Genomic DNA, 14783 nt, shown 5'->3' with positions numbered 1-14783 from the left:
CCATGATCGTGACGGCGGCCGCGCGGCGCGCGCCAGCTTCTTTGCCGGTACGGCAAAGGGCGGCGCGTACGGCGGAGCAGCCGGCGCGCGGCTGTACGGGCCCGCGCGGACGTACATGGCCGTGCGCGGACGTACGTGGCCGTGCGCGGACGTACGTGGCCCGGATCCGCCCGTGCACCCCTGCCCCGGTACGCGCGGACCGCGCGGGTGAGATCATGTCCCTCCCCCGACGGCCCCGCACCCCGGAACACCCCGACCCGACTCCCCTGCTCTCTACGCCCGGAGGACTCCCGATGGCAGTGACCCTCGCCGATGTGGCCGCGCGGGCAGGGGTCTCCGCGGCCACGGTCTCGCGCGTGCTGAGCGGCAACTACCCGGTCGCGGCGCACACCCGCGGCAGGGTGCTGCGCGCGGTCGAGGAGCTGGAGTACGTGGTGAACGGCCCCGCCAGCGCCCTCGCCGCCGCCAGCTCCGACCTCGTCGGCGTTCTGGTCAACGACATCGCGGACCCGTTCTTCGGCATCATCGCAAGCGCCGTACAGAGTGAGATCGGCGACCGGAAGCTCCCCGTCGTGTGCAACACCGGCGGCTCCCCGGAGCGCGAACTCACCTACCTCACGCTCCTCCAGCGCCAGCGCGCCGCGGCGGTCGTGGTCACCGGAAGCGCCGTGGAGGACCCCGAGCACCAGGCCGCGCTCGCGGCACGGCTGCAGCGGCTCACCGAGGGCGGCGCCCGCGTGGTGCTCTGCGGACGGCCGCCGATGGGCGGCAGCGCGGCGGGCGGCGGTACAGCGGCGCGCGGCGCCGGAGCGGGAGCGGGTACGGGAACGGGAACGGGAGCGGCCGAGACGGCGGGTGCCCCGGGCGGCCCCGCGCCCGCCGCCGACGGCGGCATCGTCACGCTCGCCTTCGACAACACCGGTGGCGCGCGCCGGCTGACCGAGCACCTCCTCTCGCTCGGCCACCGCCGTATCGGCTACGTCGCGGGCCCGGCCGACCGCACCACCACCCGCCACCGCCTCGACGGGCACCGGCAGGCGCTGGAGGCGCGCGGGCTGCTGGCCGACGCCGAGCTGCTGACCGTGCACGGCTGCGCGTACGACCGCCCTTCCGGTTACGACGGCGCGCTCGAGCTGCTGCGCCGCGGCGCGGCACCGACCGCCGTGCTCGCCGCCAACGACACCGTCGCCCTCGGCGTCTGCGCCGCGCTGCGCGAGCAGGGCCTGCGCGTCCCGGAGGACATCTCGGTGGCGGGCTTCGACGACTTCCCGTACAGCGTGGACGCCCACCCTGCGCTCACCACCGTGCGCATTCCGCTGCACAGCGCCGGCGCGCGGGCCGGGCGGCTCGCGCTCGGGCGCGAGGGCGCGCCGCCGGGCGGCGTGGCGACCGTACCGGCGGAGCTCATCGTGCGCGCCTCCACCGCACCACCGCACTCCTTCCCCTGACGGATCACGCGGGATACCTTTGACTCAGTCAAAGATTCCCGCGAGCCACCCGGGAGAGCACCATGTCGGTGACGGAGATCCGCGAGTTCAACCGCTTCTACACCAACCTCATCGGCGCGCTGGACTACAGCAAGCACCTGTACACCCCGTACACCCTGACCGAGGCGCGCATCCTCTACGAGCTGGCGCACGCCCCCGCGCTCGATGCCGCCGACCTGCGCGCCTCGCTCAGCCTCGACGCGGGCCATCTGAGCCGCCTGCTGCTGAAGTTCGAGCGGGACGGCCTGATCGTGCGCGAGCAGTCCGCGGCGGACGCCCGCCGGCAGCGCGTCACGCTGACCGCGGCCGGGCGGGAGGCGGCGGCGCTGCTGGAGGAGCGTTCGCTGGAGTCCGTACGGAATCTCCTCGGCCGCGTCCCGCAGGACGAACGGCCGCGGCTGGCCGGCGCGATGGACACCATCCGCGCCCTCCTCGGCGACGCCGGCAGGAACGCCCGCGGCGCCCGCTCCCCCGCCCGCAACCGCGCCCGTACCCCGGACATCCGGCTGCGCGCCCCCGAGCCGGGCGACCTCGGCTGGGTCGTCCAGCGCCACGGCGCGCTGTACGCGCGGGAGTACGGCTGGGACGCCCGCTTCGAGGCCCTCGTCGCCCGCATCGTCGCGGACTTCGGCGAGGAGCACGACCCCGCCCTGGAACGGCTGTGGATTGCCGAGCTGGACGGCGCCCCCGCCGGCTGCGTGATGTGCGTACGGGACTCCGCGCCCCGCACCGCCCGGCTGCGACTGCTGCTCGTCGAGCCGTCCGCGCGCGGCCACGGCCTGGGCGAGCGGCTGGTGTCCAAGTGCACCGGCTTCGCACGCGGGGCGGGCTACCGCGAGATGGTGCTGTGGACGAACGCCAACCTCGACGCCGCCCGCCGCATCTACCAGCGCGCCGGATTCACCTTGACGGCGGAGACGCCGCACCGCAGTTACGGCGCGGACCTTGTCGGACAGGACTGGCATCTGATCCTCTGACCCCATGCGACTGGCTTTCTCCACGCTCGGCGTCCCCGGCATGCCCATCCCCGAGGTCGCCCGCCTCGCCTCCCAGAACGGCTTCCACGGAGTCGAGCTCCGCGCGCACTCCGAGGAACCGGTCCATCCGGGCCTCTCCCTCAACGAACGGGTCGAGGTCGTCGAGCGGCTCAAGGCGGCGGGCGTCGAGATCCTGACCGTGGCGGGCTACGCGAAGGTCGCCGCCCCCGGCGACGACGAGCCCGTACTCACGCAGATCCGCGCCCTCCTGGAGCTCGCCCGCGACCTGGGCGCGCCGTACGTACGGGTCTTCCCGGGCGGCGGCGACAGCGGTACGGCGGAGGCGGACGCGACAGCCGTACGCCGGCTCTCGGCGGCCGCCTCGCAGGCCTCCGACCTGGGTGCGCGAGTGCTGCTGGAGACGCACGACTCGCACCGTACAGGGGAGGACGCCGCGCGCGTACTGAACTCCGTAGGGAGCGGTTCCGTCGGCGCCCTGTGGGACGTCATGCACACGTGGCGCGGCGGAGAGGACCCGGCGGAGACCCTGCGCCTGCTCGCGCCGCACCTCGGCTACGTACAGGTCAAGGACATCGCCTCGGTGGACGACACCACTCCGCTGCCGCCGGGCGAAGGTGTGCTGCCGCTCGCGGAGGTCGTCGAGCTGCTGAGCCGCGCGGGCTGGGACGGGTGGCTGTGCTGGGAGTACGAGAAGCGCTGGTACCCGCAGGTGCCGGAGCTTCCCGCGGCGCTGCCCGCCGTACGGGACCACCTGCTGCGGCTGCTGTCGGCCGCGGCGTAGGGCCTCCGGCGGTCGGCCGTACGTGCTCCGCTCCGGTGGTCCTTCATGCCGCCACGACCCGACATGCCGCCGCCGCGGCGCCAAAGGCACCGCGGCGGCGGGTCTGCGGCGTACGGCGGCTACGCCGCGCCGTACGGGCGCGCGTCAGGGACGCAGTGTCCGCTCCGACTTGTCCGGGCGGTCCAGCTTCGGGTCCGCCGTCGTCAGCCGCTTCGTCGAGCCGGTGACGCGCCGCTCACTGTCCACGTCCGCCCAGTCCAGCAGCCTCGCGGTGGCCGACTTCCGCTCCTCTTCGCGCAGCGTCTTGATCGCCGCGCCGTGGTTCTGGCCGGGCGCGGTGTAGACGTACGAGTCCTCGCTGCCCTTGCCCGTACGGAACGGTTCGGCGCCCCACGGGTCGTTCTCCCCGTTGACGAACAGCATCTCGGAGGAGTCCTTGCGGACCCACCTGTCGATGTCCTTCATCGCCTTCTTGTCGAAGTGCATCGGGATGTCGCGGGGCACGAAGCTGCGCGGCGTGTTGATGCCCGGGTAGCGCAGCAGGTCCTCGAGCTCCGGGGTGGCCACGTCGGGCTGTCCGAGCTGGGTGCCCGCCTGGTAGTAGTACGGCACGTACGGCTCCAGGCCCTGGTCGGCGTACGACGAGAAGCCGCCGACCTCGTCGATCCAGGCGTACAGCTCGTCCGTGCTCGCGGACGGCTTCGGGACGTCGGCGCAGTCGGCCTCCGTCTGGTACTGCCAGAAGCCCCACACCAGGTCCAGCGCGAGCACCTCGTACGCCTTGTCGGCCGTGCCGACCAGCTTGAAGGTGTAGCCCTCCTGCTCGGCCAGCTTCTCGTAGCGCTCGACCATCTCGTCGCGCCGCACCAGCGCTTCGCGCTGGACGTCGGCGAGGCGCTTGCGGCAGTCGGCGGTGGAGACGGAGGCGAAGAACTCGTCGTACGCCGACTCCTCGTCGTTGTCCACGTTGTTGGGCGCGACGTAGGCGACGGTGCCGTCCATGTCCTCGGGGTAGAAGCGGCGGTAGTACGTCGCGGTCATGCCGCCCTTGCTGCCGCCGGTGGACACCCAGTTCCGGTCGTAGATCCGGCTGAGCGCCTTGTGCACGCGGTGCTGGTCGCTGGCCGCCTGCCAGATGTCGAGCTTGCTCCAGTCGGCCGGGTCGGGCCGGGACGGGGTGAAGTAGCGGTATTCCAGCGACACCTGGTTGCCGTCCACGATCTGGGTCGGCTCGCTGCGCCGCGGCTCCTCGCTCATGTTGTAGCCGGAGGTGAAGAAGACCGTGGGCCGGTCCTCGTTCTTGTGCAGGATCGTCAGCCGCTGCTTGAAGGTGCCCGCCTTCGGCTTGCGGTGGTCGACGGGCTGCTCGTAGTTGAGGAGGAAGAAGCGGTAGCCGTCGGCCGGCTTCTCCTCGATGAGGCTCATCCCGGGAATCGCGAGGATGCGGTCCTTGATGTCGGTGCTGTCGCCGACCTGGGTTCCGTTGCTGCTGCCGATGTCGGTGCCGTTGCCGGTCCCGGCCGCGGTGGCGGCCCCTGCCGACGCGCCGCCGGCGCCGACGGTGCCGATGAGCACCACGAGCGACAGCAGCCATCTGAGCGCCTTGCCCATTCACGCTCCCCTTGAGTTCAGTTGCGTTCCAGCCGAAAGGTCGCAGGCGAACCTATCGGGGGCGACGGTTGCTCCGCCAGGCTCCGCGCCCCCTCGCGTGCACGCCCCCGCGTACGTGCCCCTGCCGTACGCCCACATTGCGTAGACCCCGGTGCGTACGCTCGGACCATGACCGATTCCCACTCCGTACCCTCCGCCGAGGGCACCGGCGAACAGCCGCTCGTGTCCGGACCGCTCGGGATCGAGCTGCTGTCGTTCCATCAGGAGCCGGAGGACGCGCGGTTCGACGACGCGGAGGTGGGCTTCGCGCTGGTCCTCCTGTGGCGCGGGGATCGGGTGCTCATGGTGTACGTGGACCACCGCGCCTGCTGGGAGCTGCCCGGCGGCGGGATCGAGCCGGGCGAGCGGCCGCGCGCCGCAGCCGTACGGGAGCTGTGGGAGGAGACCGGCCAGCGGGTGCCCGAAGCGGAGCTGCGCTTCGTGGGCTTCGCGAAGACCTACCTGGGCCGGCTGCGGCGGGTGCTCTACGGCGCGGTGTTCACGGCGGTGTCGCCGGAGACGGCGGCCGGGCCGGGGGCGGGGCCGGAACCGGCGCCGTTCGTGCCCAACTCGGAGGTCTCCGCCGTCCACTGGCGCCGCGACAGGGAGCCGATGCCGGACGGCGGCCGGGTGCAGACGGTGGACGAATATCTGGTCGCACGCTTCCAGCCCTGAACGCTAGCGTCAGCGCATGGCAGCACCCGGGGGATTCACCTACGAGCAGTACGCGGACGGCAGCGTCCGCATCAGCCACCACGGACGCGCCGCGGGCACGCTGCGCGGCGCCCGCGCCGAACGCTTCCTCGCGGAGGTCGCCTCCGGCGACCCGCAGCTGGTGATGGCCCGCTGGACGGGCAACTACCGCCACGGGAACGAGCGCACGGCCCGCAGCCACCCGCGCAACCGGCAGCGCGGCCGCCGCTGACGTACGGGGCAGGCGGAGGGCGTACGGGCGGGAGCTCCCGCCCGTACGCCCTCCGGACCGTCAGGGCGTCAGGGGCCGTCACAGAGCCTCAGGCCCCTCAGGGGCCGCCCGTCAGACCGCCGTCGGCTGCGGCACCCCCGAGTACACCCGCCACAGTTCGGCGTAGTGCCCGTCCCGTTCGAGCAGTTCCGCGTGGGTGCCCGTCTCGACGACGCGGCCGTGCGAGAGGACCACGACGCGGTCCGCGCGCGCGGCGGTGCTCAGCCGGTGCGCCACGACGAGCGTGGTACGCCTGCGTGCGAGCCGGTCCGTGGCCTGGTTGACGAGTGACTCGGTGGCCAGGTCGAGGGCCGCGGTCGCCTCGTCGAGGAGCAGCACGTCCGGGTCGACCAGTTCGGCGCGGGCCAGCGCGATCAGCTGGCGCTGCCCGGCCGAGAGATTGCGGCCGCGCTCCGACACGGGGTGCAGATAGCCCTCCGCCAGCGACGCGATCATGTCGTGCGCGCCCACCGCCCGTGCCGCCGCCTCCACTTCGGCGTCGGTGGCGTCGGGCCGCCCGTACGCGATGGCGTCCCGGACGGTGCCGGGGAAGAGGTACGGCTCCTGCGGCACGACGCCGAGCCGGTGCCGGTAGCCGGCGAGGTCCAGCTGACGCAGGTCCCTGCCGTCGATCCGTACGGTGCCCGATGTGGGGTCGTAGAACCGCGCGACGAGCTTCACGAGGGTGGACTTGCCCGCGCCTGTCTCGCCGACGAACGCCACCGTCTGCCCGGCCGGGATCTCCAGGTCGATGCCGGTCAGCGCTTCCTCCTCGCCGTCCGCCGTGGAGTAGGAGAAGTGCACGTCCTGGAACGCGATGTCACCGCGCAGCGCGTCGACCGGCTGCGGCTTGGCGGCCACCGGGGTGGTCGTGTCCTCGCGCAGCAGTTCCTGGATGCGGCCGAGGGAGACGGACGCCTGCTGATAGCCGTCGAAGACCTGGGAGAGCTGCTGTACGGGGGCGAAGAACAGCTCTATGTAGAGCAGATACGCCACCAGCGCGCCCGCCGTCAGCGTCCCGTCGCTGACCCGTCCGGAGCCCACCACGAGCACCGCGGCGGTGGCGAGGGAGGCGAGCAGCTGCACGAACGGGAAGTAGACGGAGATCAGCCACTGGCCGCGGACCCGCGCCTGCCGGTACGCGCTGCTGCGCTCCGCGAACCGCGCCGCGCCGCGCTTCTCGCCGCGGAACGCCTGCACCATACGGAGCCCGGCGACGGTCTCCTGGAGGTCGGCGTTGACGCCACTGACGCGTTCCCGCGCCAGCTCGTACGCCTTGACGCTCTGCCGCCGGAAGTAGAACGTGCCGACGGCGAGCAGCGGCAGCGTGGCGAAGACCAGCAGCGCCAGCTGCACGTCGATGACGAGCAGGGCGACGAGGATGCCGAGGAACGTCAGCAGCGAGACGACGGCGGTGACCAGACCCGTCTGCAGGAACGTGGACAGGGCGTCCACGTCGGTGGTCATACGGGTCATCACGGCGCCGCCCAGGTGCCGTTCGTAGTAGTCGAGTCCGAGCCGCTGCAGGTGCGCGAAGATCTTGACCCGGAGCGCGTACAGAATCCGCTCCCCCGCACGCCCCGTGAGCCGTACGGCTCCCGTCTGCGCGCCCCACTGCACGACCACGATGGCCAGCGCCAGCAGGGAGGCGGTCCAGACGGCGCCCAGCGCGAGCTTGGTGACGCCCTCGTCGATGCCGTGCCGGATGAGGACGGGGAGCGCCAGCCCGGCCGTCGCGTCGAGCGCGACGAACGCGAGGGCGACGGCGAGGGGCGCGCCGAATCCGCGCAGCAGGCGGCGCAGTCCGTACGACTCCTCGGGGCGTTCCGCGCGGTCCTCGTCGATGTCCGGGATGTCGTTCGCGGGCGGCAGCGCGGCGACCTGTGCGAGCAGTTCGGGGCTGCCGGGCAGCGCGCCGAGGTCGGGCCCGAAGGTGCGTCCGCTCTGGGAGGCGGCGGAGGCGGCGCCGCCGGAGGTGCCGCCGGCCGCCTCCGCGGAGCCGTTCTTGCGCACCCACAGGGCGGGCGTCACGCCGTCCACCGTACGGTGCGCACCGTGGCCGTTGTGCCCGTCGGGTGCGGCCTGCGCCGCGCTCTGTACGCCGTGCCCGTCCTGCGCCGCGCGCGCGGCGAGGCCTGCGGGATCGCGCTCCGTCTCGGCCAGTTCGTCCGGGTCGGTGAGCAGCCTGCGGTACAGCTCGCAGCGTGCGGTGAGTTCCTCGTGCGTGCCGGTGTCCACCAGCCGCCCGCCGTCCAGGACGGCGATACGGTCCGCGAGCGCGAGCGTCGACTGCCGGTGCGCGATGAGCAGGGTGGTGCGCCCCTCCATCACGCCGCGCAGCGCATCGTGGATCTCGTGCTCCACGCGGGCGTCGACGGCGGAGGTGGCGTCGTCCAGGACGAGCAGTCGCGGGTCGGTGAGGATCGCGCGGGCGAGCGCGATGCGCTGCCGCTGGCCGCCGGAGAGGGTGAGGCCCTGTTCGCCGACGGTGGTGTCGTAGCCGTCCGGCAGGTCGTTGACGAAGCCGTCCGCCTGCGCGGCGCGCGCGGCCTCCCGTACCTGCTCGTCCGTCGCGCCGGGGGCGCCGTACGCGATGTTGGCGCGGATCGTGTCGGAGAACAGGAAGCTGTTCTCCGGCACCAGCCCGATGGCCGCGCGCAGCGACTCGAGCGTCAGATCGCGTACGTCGTGGCCGCCGACGCGTACGGCGCCGCCGGTCGCGTCGTAGTAGCGGGGCAGCAGCATCGAGACGGTGGACTTGCCGCTGCCGCTGGGTCCGACGACGGCGACGGTCTCACCGGGCTCGATGCGCAGGCTGAACCCGTCGAGCACCCGGTGCCCCGGCTCGCCGCCGGGCGCCGTCGTGTCGCCGGCCGGTGCGTAGCCGAAGCTGACGTCGTCGAACTCGACGGACGCGTCCGCGTCGGCCGGGAGCGCGTGCGCGTCGGGCCGCTCGGTCATGCCGGGCTCGGTGTCGATGAGGTCGAAGACGCGCTCCACGCCGGCCCGCGCCTGCTGCCCGATGGTGAGCATCATGGCCAGCATCCGTACGGGGCCGACGAGTTGGGCGAGGTACGTGGAGAACGCGACGAAGGTGCCCAGCGTGATCTGCCCGCGGGTGGCCATCCAGCCGCCCAGCGCCAGCATTGCGACCTGCCCGATGGAGGGCACCGCCTGCAGTGCGGGCGTGTAGCGGGCGTTCAGCCGTACGGTGCGCATGCGGGCCGCGAACAGCGTGCGGCTGATGCCGCGCAGCTTCCCCGTCTCCTGCCGCTCCTGCCCGAACCCCTTCACCACGCGTACGCCGGTGACCGCGCCGTCCACCACGGAGGCGACGGCGCCGGCCTGCTGCTGCGCGTACCAGGTGGCGGGGAACAGCCGCGTACGGCTGAGGTTGGCTATCCACCACAGCAGCGGGGCGACGGCCAGCGAGACGGCCGTCAGCAGCGGCGACAGGACCAGCATCACGACGATGGCGACGGCGAACAGCAGGATGTTGCCGAGCATCATCGGGACCATGAACAGCAGGCTCTGCACCAGCTGGAGGTCGCTCGTGCCGCGCCCGACGACCTGACCGGTGCTCAACTCGTCCTGGCGGCGTCCGTCGAGCCTGACGATGGCCTCGTACATCGCCGTACGCAGGTCGTGCTGCACGTCGAGGGCGAGACGGCCGCCGTAGTAACGCCGGATGTACGTGAAGACGTAGATGACGACCGCAGCGGCGAGCAGCAGGCCGACCCACAGGGCCATGCTGCCCTCGCCGCCGTCCACGACGTCGTCCACGATCACCTTGGTCAGCAGCGGCACGAGGGCCATGACGGCCATGCCGCCGAGGGACGCGCCCAGCGACAGCAGGACGTTGCGTTTGTACCGCCAGCACAGCCGCACCAGGCGCCGCGCCCAGCCGGGCCGCTCGCCTTCCGGTGCCTTTTCCCCCGTCGTTTCCGTTTCCCCCACGCCCCGTGTCCTTCCGCCGTCCGACCGCTGATGCTGCCGGACCATGCAACAGCGTGGTCAAGCGATTTCATCCCGAGTACGGAGAAGACGAGGGGGAACAACAACCGGAGACGGCCCCGGAGGAGCCGCATACTTCTCCGGGGCCGTTCCGTTCGGGGCGCCGTGTCGGTGGCCTTCGGCGAACCAGGCACCCCCCACAGGGCCAGCCCGCCTTCCGTCATTCGACGCCCCGTCCCGCGGGACAGCGATCAGGAGTCTGCCGAAAACATTCACCCTTCGCACCTCGACCGAACAAAACCAGTAACGTTGCGTATTAAATCGATGGCGGGATGTAACACTACTTTCCGTAGAGGTCTGACCACTCTCCGCCTCCCCACCAGCGCAGTTACCTCGCGCGCCGGCCTACGAAGGTGACCCTAAGGGCAGGGCTCCGGATCCAGGCCCGCTCGAACACGGCTGGAAACCGCCTGCCCGAACCCCCTTCCGGCCCCCTCAGGACTCCTCGCGTGCCTCCGCGACCTGCCGCGCCATCAGCGTCGTGAGCTCGTACGCGGTGTGCGAGGCCGCAACCGAGGTGATCTCCGCGTGGTCGTATGCCGGCGCCACCTCGACCAGGTCCGCGGACACGAGCCGGCAGCCGGACAGCCCGCGCAGGATCTCCAGCAGCTCCCGCGAAGTGAGCCCGCCCGCCTCCGGGGTGCCGGTGCCGGGCGCGTGGGCGGGGTCCAGGACGTCGATGTCGACGGACACGTACAGCGGCCGGTCCCCGATCCGCTCCCGCAGCTGCTGCGCGACCTCGTCCGGGCCGCGGCGCATGACGTCCGCCGAGGTGACGATGCCGAAGCCCATCTTCGCGTCGTCGTCCAGGTCCTTCGGGCCGTACAGCGGGCCGCGTATGCCCACGTGGGAGAGGGCCGACGTGTCCAGTACGCCCTCCTCGACGGCCCGCCGGAAGGGCGTGCCGTGGGTGTAGGCGGCGCCGAAGTACGTGTCCCAGGTGTCCAGGTGCGCGTCGAAGTGCAGCAGCGCGACAGGGCCGTGCTTGCGCGCGACCGCGCGCAGCAGCGGCAGCGCGATGGTGTGGTCGCCGCCGAGGGTCATCAGCCGGGCCCCGGAGTCCAGCACGGCGTCGGCCGCCGCCTGCACGGTCTCCACGGCCTCGTCGATGTCGAACGGGTTCGCCGCGATGTCGCCCGCGTCCGCGACCTGCGCGAGGGCGAACGGCGACGCGTCCTGCGCCGGGTTGTACGGGCGCAGCAGGCGGGACGCCTCCCGGATGGCGTTTCCGCCGAAGCGGGCGCCCGGACGGTACGACACGCCTGTGTCGAACGGCACACCGACCACCGCCACGTCCGCCCTGCCCCCCACCTCGTCCAGCCGCGGCAGCCGGGCGAAGGTCGCCGGGCCGGCGTACCGGGGGACGCGGGAGGAGTCGACGGGGCCGCGCGGCAACTGCTCGGGCACGCCGGTCCGTTGGTCCTCCGGCGCCTCCCCGTCCTGCCGGGTTTCGAGGCTCCGCGCGCGCGGCTCGCGCGGTTCGGGCACGTCGTTCGCGGTGGTCGTCATGGTGGGGAGCGTAGGCAGCGGACGACGGGACTCCACATGGACGGATCCGATGATCGAAGGCCGCCTTTTTGGACACACCGTCCATCGACCGGATGTACGAGTCACAATGGCGCCATGCCATTGCCACTGCCATTGCCCGCCCCGCCCTCCCGGACCGAGCTGATCGAGCACCTCGTACGGACCCGGATCGCCGGCGACGTCGCCACTCCCCGCGAGAACAACCTCTCCCACTACCGCAAGCTCGCGAACGGCGACCGGCACTTCTGGCTCGGCCTGGAACTGGGTGACCGCTGGACGGACGAGCAGGACGTACTGGCCGTGATGGCGGAGCGCTGCGGCGTCAGCGACGACCCGGACCACCGGCAGGGCCAGGACACCATCGACCCCGACCTGACCGTCGGCGCGCTCGACCGGGCGGCGGCGCAGCTGCGGAAGGCCGCCGAGAGCCGCAAGCGGGTGCTCTTCGCGACCGGCCACCCCGGCGCGCTGCTGGACATGCACGGCACGCTGGCGCTGGCGCTGCGGCTGGCGGGCTGCGAGATCGTACGGGCGCCGCTCGGGCTGTACCCGGACGACGGGGTGGTCGTGCAGTTCAGCGGGGTCGCGGTGTACGAGCGCGGCGCCTCGCTGTGGCACACGCACTCGCCGGAGCCGATGCGGCAGATCCTCGACGCGTTCGAGCGGGCGGAGGAGCCGCTGCCGGACCTCGTCGTCGCGGACCACGGCTGGGCCGGCTGCGCCGCGCAGCACGGCGTGGACGCGGTCGGCTTCGCCGACTGCAACGACCCGGCGCTGTTCCTCGGCGAGGCCGAGGGCACCCTGTCGGTCGCCGTCCCGCTGGACGACCACGTGACCGACCCGCGCTTCTACGAGCCCATGACCGCGTACCTCCTCGCCTCGGCGGACCTCAGCGCCGACTGAGCGCGCCGGGCCGCCGGAGCGGACCGTGCGGCCCCGAGCGGCCCCGTGCGGCCGGGCAGAAAAGCGTTTGCCCGGCGGCGCCGCGCCGCTCTACCGTCCTCCCCATGTCGGCATTCACGGCGATCACCGACGGCTTCCGCGCTGACGCGCGGCGCTGCGGTCGATGCCTTCTTCTGACCTACCGCCCGCGCGGTCGGCGCCAGGCCCTGGTACGCCAGGACGCCTCCGGCGTCTGAGTCCGCAGCGCGCCCCGGGACTCCCGCTTCCGCCGGGACCTCCCGTCCTTCCGCGACCCCGCCCGGCGCGGGCCGCGAACGGCCCCGCCCCGCGGCGGGTGCAGAGCTCACTCTCATGACCTGACGACGCGTCCCCACGTGTGCCCAGGCCTCCGGTGTCCCTTCCCGACCCGGACAGGCCCCGCTTCCGCATGCCTGTCCTCCACCTGAGGACCTCACCGTGGCACGCCGCCGCAAGACGCTTTCCCAGAACTTCCTGCACCACCCCGCCGCCGTCCAGCGCATCGTGCGCTCGGCGGCGCTGCCCCCCGACGCCCTGGTCGTCGAACCGGGCGCGGGCGAAGGGGTGCTCACCCGCGCGCTGGCCGGCCGCGTACGCCGCGTCATCGCGTACGAGATCGACCCCCGCCTCGCCGCGCGGCTGCCGGCCCGCGTCCGCTCGCACCCCAACGTCCGCCCTGTGCACGGGGACTTCCTGCGCGCACGTGCGCCGCGCGAGCCGTTCGCGGTGGTGGGCAACATCCCGTACGCGCGCACCGCGGACATCGTCCGCTGGTGCCTGGACGCGCCGCGGCTGACCTCGGCGACGCTGCTGACGCAGCTGGAGTACGCGCGCAAGCGCACCGGCGGCTACGGCCGCTGGTCGCTGCTGACGGTGCGGACATGGCCGGAGTACGAGTGGCGGCTGCTCACCCGGATCGGCCGCGAGTGCTTCACACCGGTGCCGCGTACGGACTCGGCGCTGCTCCGTCTCGAACGCCGCCCGGAGCCGCTGCTGCCCCCGGAACGGCTCGCGGCCTACCGCGAGTTCGTCGGTCACGGCTTCACGGGCGTCGGCGGCTCACTCGCGGCCACGCTCGCCCGGAGGTACCGGACCCGCGGGGTCCGGGCGGCCTTCGGGCGGCTGGGGCTGGACGAGGCGGCGCCGGTGGGCGTGGTGCCGCCGGAGCAGTGGCTGCGGCTGTTCCGGGAGCTGGCCGGCTAGCTCCGCGTTCGGTTACAGCCCCATCGACTTGGCCACGATGGAGCGCATGACCTCGCTGGTGCCGCCGTAGATGCGGGTGACGCGGGTGTCCGCGTAGAGGCGGGCGATGGGGTACTCCATCATGTAGCCGTAACCGCCGTGCAGCTGCAGGCACTTGTCGATGACGCGGGCCGCCGTCTCGGTCGTGAACAGCTTGGCCGAGGCGGCGTCGGCCGCCGTCAGCTCGCCCGCGTCGTGCGCCTCCAGCGCGCGGTCGACGACAGCCTGCATCGCGTCGACGTCCGTACGGCAGTCGGCGAGCACGAACTTGGTGTTCTGGAAGGACGCCACCTCCCGGCCGAACACCGTGCGCTCCTTGACGTACTCGTGCGCGAACCGTACGGCCGCCGCCGCCTGCGCGTACGCGCTGACGGCGATGCCGAGGCGCTCCTGCGGCAGGTTGTGCGTGAGGTAGCCGAACGCCTTGCCCTCCTCGCCGAGGAGGTCGGAGACGGGCACCTTGACGTCGGTGAAGGAGAGTTCGGCGGTGTCGGACGTCTTCAGCCCGAGCTTGTCGAGCGTGCGGCCGACGGCGTAGCCCTCGGTCGTGGTGTCCACGACGAGGATGGAGATGCCGCTGCGCCGGTCCTCGGGGGTGGGCGGGGAGGTGCGGCAGCACACGAGCACGCGGTCGGCCTGGACGCCGCCGGTGATGAAGGTCTTGGCGCCGTTCAGGACGTAGTGCGTGCCGTCCTCGGACAGCTTCGCGGTGGTCTGCATGCCCGCGAGGTCGGAGCCGGCGCCGGGCTCGGTCATCGCGATGGCGGTCATCAGCTCGCCCGCGACGAAGGACGGCAACCAGCGGCGCCTCTGCTCCTCGGTGCCGTACTTGAGGAGGTACGGGAGGCACAGCGCGGTGTGCACGCTGGAGCCGCCGAAGCTCACGCCGGCGCGCGCGCACTCCTCGGTGATCACGGCGTTGAACTTGAAGCTGGCCTCGCCCGCGCCGCCGTACTCCTCGGGCACCTCGATGCCGAAGACGCCCAGCTCGCCGAGCTTCTTGTAGAACTCGCGGGGCACGAAGCCCTGTTCGGCCCACTGGGAGTACTGGGGCGCGACCTCCGCCTCGATGAAGTCACGGATGGTCCGGCGGAACGCCTCGTGGTCCTCGTTGAACACCGTACGCCGCATGTCGCACCTCCACCGCGGCCTCATCAGGGCCGCGCCGCCACCGGTCGCCCGTCACTGTCCGAGCGTTA

At 72.6% G+C, this 14783-nt stretch carries 12 protein-coding genes; 8 read left to right on the top strand and 4 right to left on the bottom strand.

The features are described from left to right. Positions 1 to 293: 293 nt before the first annotated feature. The 3 genes from DVA86_RS11985 to DVA86_RS11975 all read left to right on the top strand — a co-directional run bounded on the left by DVA86_RS11985 (position 294) and on the right by DVA86_RS11975 (position 3266). Positions 294 to 1448: a LacI family DNA-binding transcriptional regulator gene (locus DVA86_RS11985; RefSeq protein ID WP_208878022.1), complete on the top strand. Its 1155-nt coding sequence runs from the start codon at positions 294 to 296 to the stop codon at positions 1446 to 1448. A 62-nt stretch (positions 1449 to 1510) separates the two neighbouring features. Further along, the gene (locus tag DVA86_RS11980) at positions 1511 to 2464 is read left to right on the top strand and encodes a bifunctional helix-turn-helix transcriptional regulator/GNAT family N-acetyltransferase (RefSeq protein WP_208878021.1); all 954 of its coding nucleotides are present in this window, start codon (positions 1511 to 1513) and stop codon (positions 2462 to 2464) included. 4 nt (positions 2465 to 2468) lie between these two features. Continuing rightward, positions 2469 to 3266, top strand: a complete 798-nt coding sequence (locus DVA86_RS11975) for a sugar phosphate isomerase/epimerase family protein (RefSeq protein WP_208878020.1) — start codon at positions 2469 to 2471, stop codon at positions 3264 to 3266. A gap of 144 nt (positions 3267 to 3410) precedes the next feature. Here the strand turns inward: DVA86_RS11975 and DVA86_RS11970 are convergent, their stop codons facing one another. Continuing rightward, positions 3411 to 4877 carry a S28 family serine protease gene (locus DVA86_RS11970; protein WP_208878019.1) on the bottom strand — a complete coding sequence of 489 codons (1467 nt, stop codon included), beginning with the start codon at positions 4875 to 4877 and terminating at the stop codon, positions 3411 to 3413. 168 nt (positions 4878 to 5045) lie between these two features. Here DVA86_RS11970 and DVA86_RS11965 point away from each other — a divergent pair, with 168 nt between their 5' ends. Beyond that, entirely contained in the window at positions 5046 to 5591 is a 546-nt protein-coding gene (locus tag DVA86_RS11965) for an NUDIX hydrolase (RefSeq protein WP_208878017.1), read from the top strand. A 16-nt stretch (positions 5592 to 5607) separates the two neighbouring features. Further along, positions 5608 to 5841 (top strand): hypothetical protein, encoded by a 234-nt coding sequence (locus DVA86_RS11960; RefSeq protein ID WP_208878016.1) that lies wholly within the window; start codon positions 5608 to 5610, stop codon positions 5839 to 5841. A 111-nt stretch (positions 5842 to 5952) separates the two neighbouring features. Here the strand turns inward: DVA86_RS11960 and DVA86_RS11955 are convergent, their stop codons facing one another. Then, positions 5953 to 9837, bottom strand: a complete 3885-nt coding sequence (locus DVA86_RS11955; RefSeq protein WP_245996512.1) for an ABC transporter ATP-binding protein — start codon at positions 9835 to 9837, stop codon at positions 5953 to 5955. A gap of 492 nt (positions 9838 to 10329) precedes the next feature. Further along, entirely contained in the window at positions 10330 to 11403 is a 1074-nt protein-coding gene (gene speB / locus DVA86_RS11950; protein ID WP_245996510.1) for an agmatinase, read from the bottom strand. Between the two features lie 114 nt (positions 11404 to 11517). On the opposite strand from speB, the gene DVA86_RS11945 reads away from it, so the two are divergent. The 3 genes from DVA86_RS11945 (at position 11518) to erm (ending at position 13545) form a co-directional block, all read left to right on the top strand. Next, positions 11518 to 12324 carry a phosphatase gene (locus DVA86_RS11945; protein ID WP_208878013.1) on the top strand — a complete coding sequence of 269 codons (807 nt, stop codon included), beginning with the start codon at positions 11518 to 11520 and terminating at the stop codon, positions 12322 to 12324. A gap of 104 nt (positions 12325 to 12428) precedes the next feature. Then, the gene (locus DVA86_RS35930) at positions 12429 to 12560 is read left to right on the top strand and encodes a hypothetical protein (RefSeq protein ID WP_281279281.1); all 132 of its coding nucleotides are present in this window, start codon (positions 12429 to 12431) and stop codon (positions 12558 to 12560) included. Positions 12561 to 12780: 220 nt separating this feature from the next. Beyond that, positions 12781 to 13545, top strand: coding sequence for an ErmE/ErmH/ErmO/ErmR family 23S rRNA (adenine(2058)-N(6))-methyltransferase (gene erm, locus DVA86_RS11940; protein ID WP_208878012.1), 765 nt, complete (start codon positions 12781 to 12783; stop codon positions 13543 to 13545). 12 nt (positions 13546 to 13557) lie between these two features. Here the strand turns inward: erm and DVA86_RS11935 are convergent, their stop codons facing one another. Beyond that, positions 13558 to 14715, bottom strand: a complete 1158-nt coding sequence (locus tag DVA86_RS11935; RefSeq protein ID WP_208878010.1) for an acyl-CoA dehydrogenase family protein — start codon at positions 14713 to 14715, stop codon at positions 13558 to 13560. Between the last annotated feature and the right edge of the window lie 68 nt (positions 14716 to 14783).

This window comes from Streptomyces armeniacus (genome assembly GCF_003355155.1).
GTDB classification, from domain to species: Bacteria; Actinomycetota; Actinomycetes; order Streptomycetales; family Streptomycetaceae; genus Streptomyces; species Streptomyces armeniacus.
This window is presented reverse-complemented; position numbering and strand designations above follow the sequence as displayed.

Excerpts from the sequence above, each read along its gene's own strand:
- DVA86_RS11985 (WP_208878022.1), top strand. The coding sequence starts at position 294 with ATGGCAGTGACCCTCGCCGATGTGGCCGCGCGGGCAGGGGTCTCCGCG.
- DVA86_RS11980 (WP_208878021.1), top strand. The coding sequence starts at position 1,511 with ATGTCGGTGACGGAGATCCGCGAGTTCAACCGCTTCTACACCAACCTC.
- DVA86_RS11975 (WP_208878020.1), top strand. The coding sequence starts at position 2,469 with ATGCGACTGGCTTTCTCCACGCTCGGCGTCCCCGGCATGCCCATCCCC.
- DVA86_RS11970 (WP_208878019.1), bottom strand. The coding sequence starts at position 4,877 with ATGGGCAAGGCGCTCAGATGGCTGCTGTCGCTCGTGGTGCTCATCGGC.
- DVA86_RS11965 (WP_208878017.1), top strand. The coding sequence starts at position 5,046 with ATGACCGATTCCCACTCCGTACCCTCCGCCGAGGGCACCGGCGAACAG.
- DVA86_RS11960 (WP_208878016.1), top strand. The coding sequence starts at position 5,608 with ATGGCAGCACCCGGGGGATTCACCTACGAGCAGTACGCGGACGGCAGC.
- speB (WP_245996510.1), bottom strand. The coding sequence starts at position 11,403 with ATGACGACCACCGCGAACGACGTGCCCGAACCGCGCGAGCCGCGCGCG.
- DVA86_RS11945 (WP_208878013.1), top strand. The coding sequence starts at position 11,518 with ATGCCATTGCCACTGCCATTGCCCGCCCCGCCCTCCCGGACCGAGCTG.
- DVA86_RS35930 (WP_281279281.1), top strand. The coding sequence starts at position 12,429 with ATGTCGGCATTCACGGCGATCACCGACGGCTTCCGCGCTGACGCGCGG.
- DVA86_RS11935 (WP_208878010.1), bottom strand. The coding sequence starts at position 14,715 with ATGCGGCGTACGGTGTTCAACGAGGACCACGAGGCGTTCCGCCGGACC.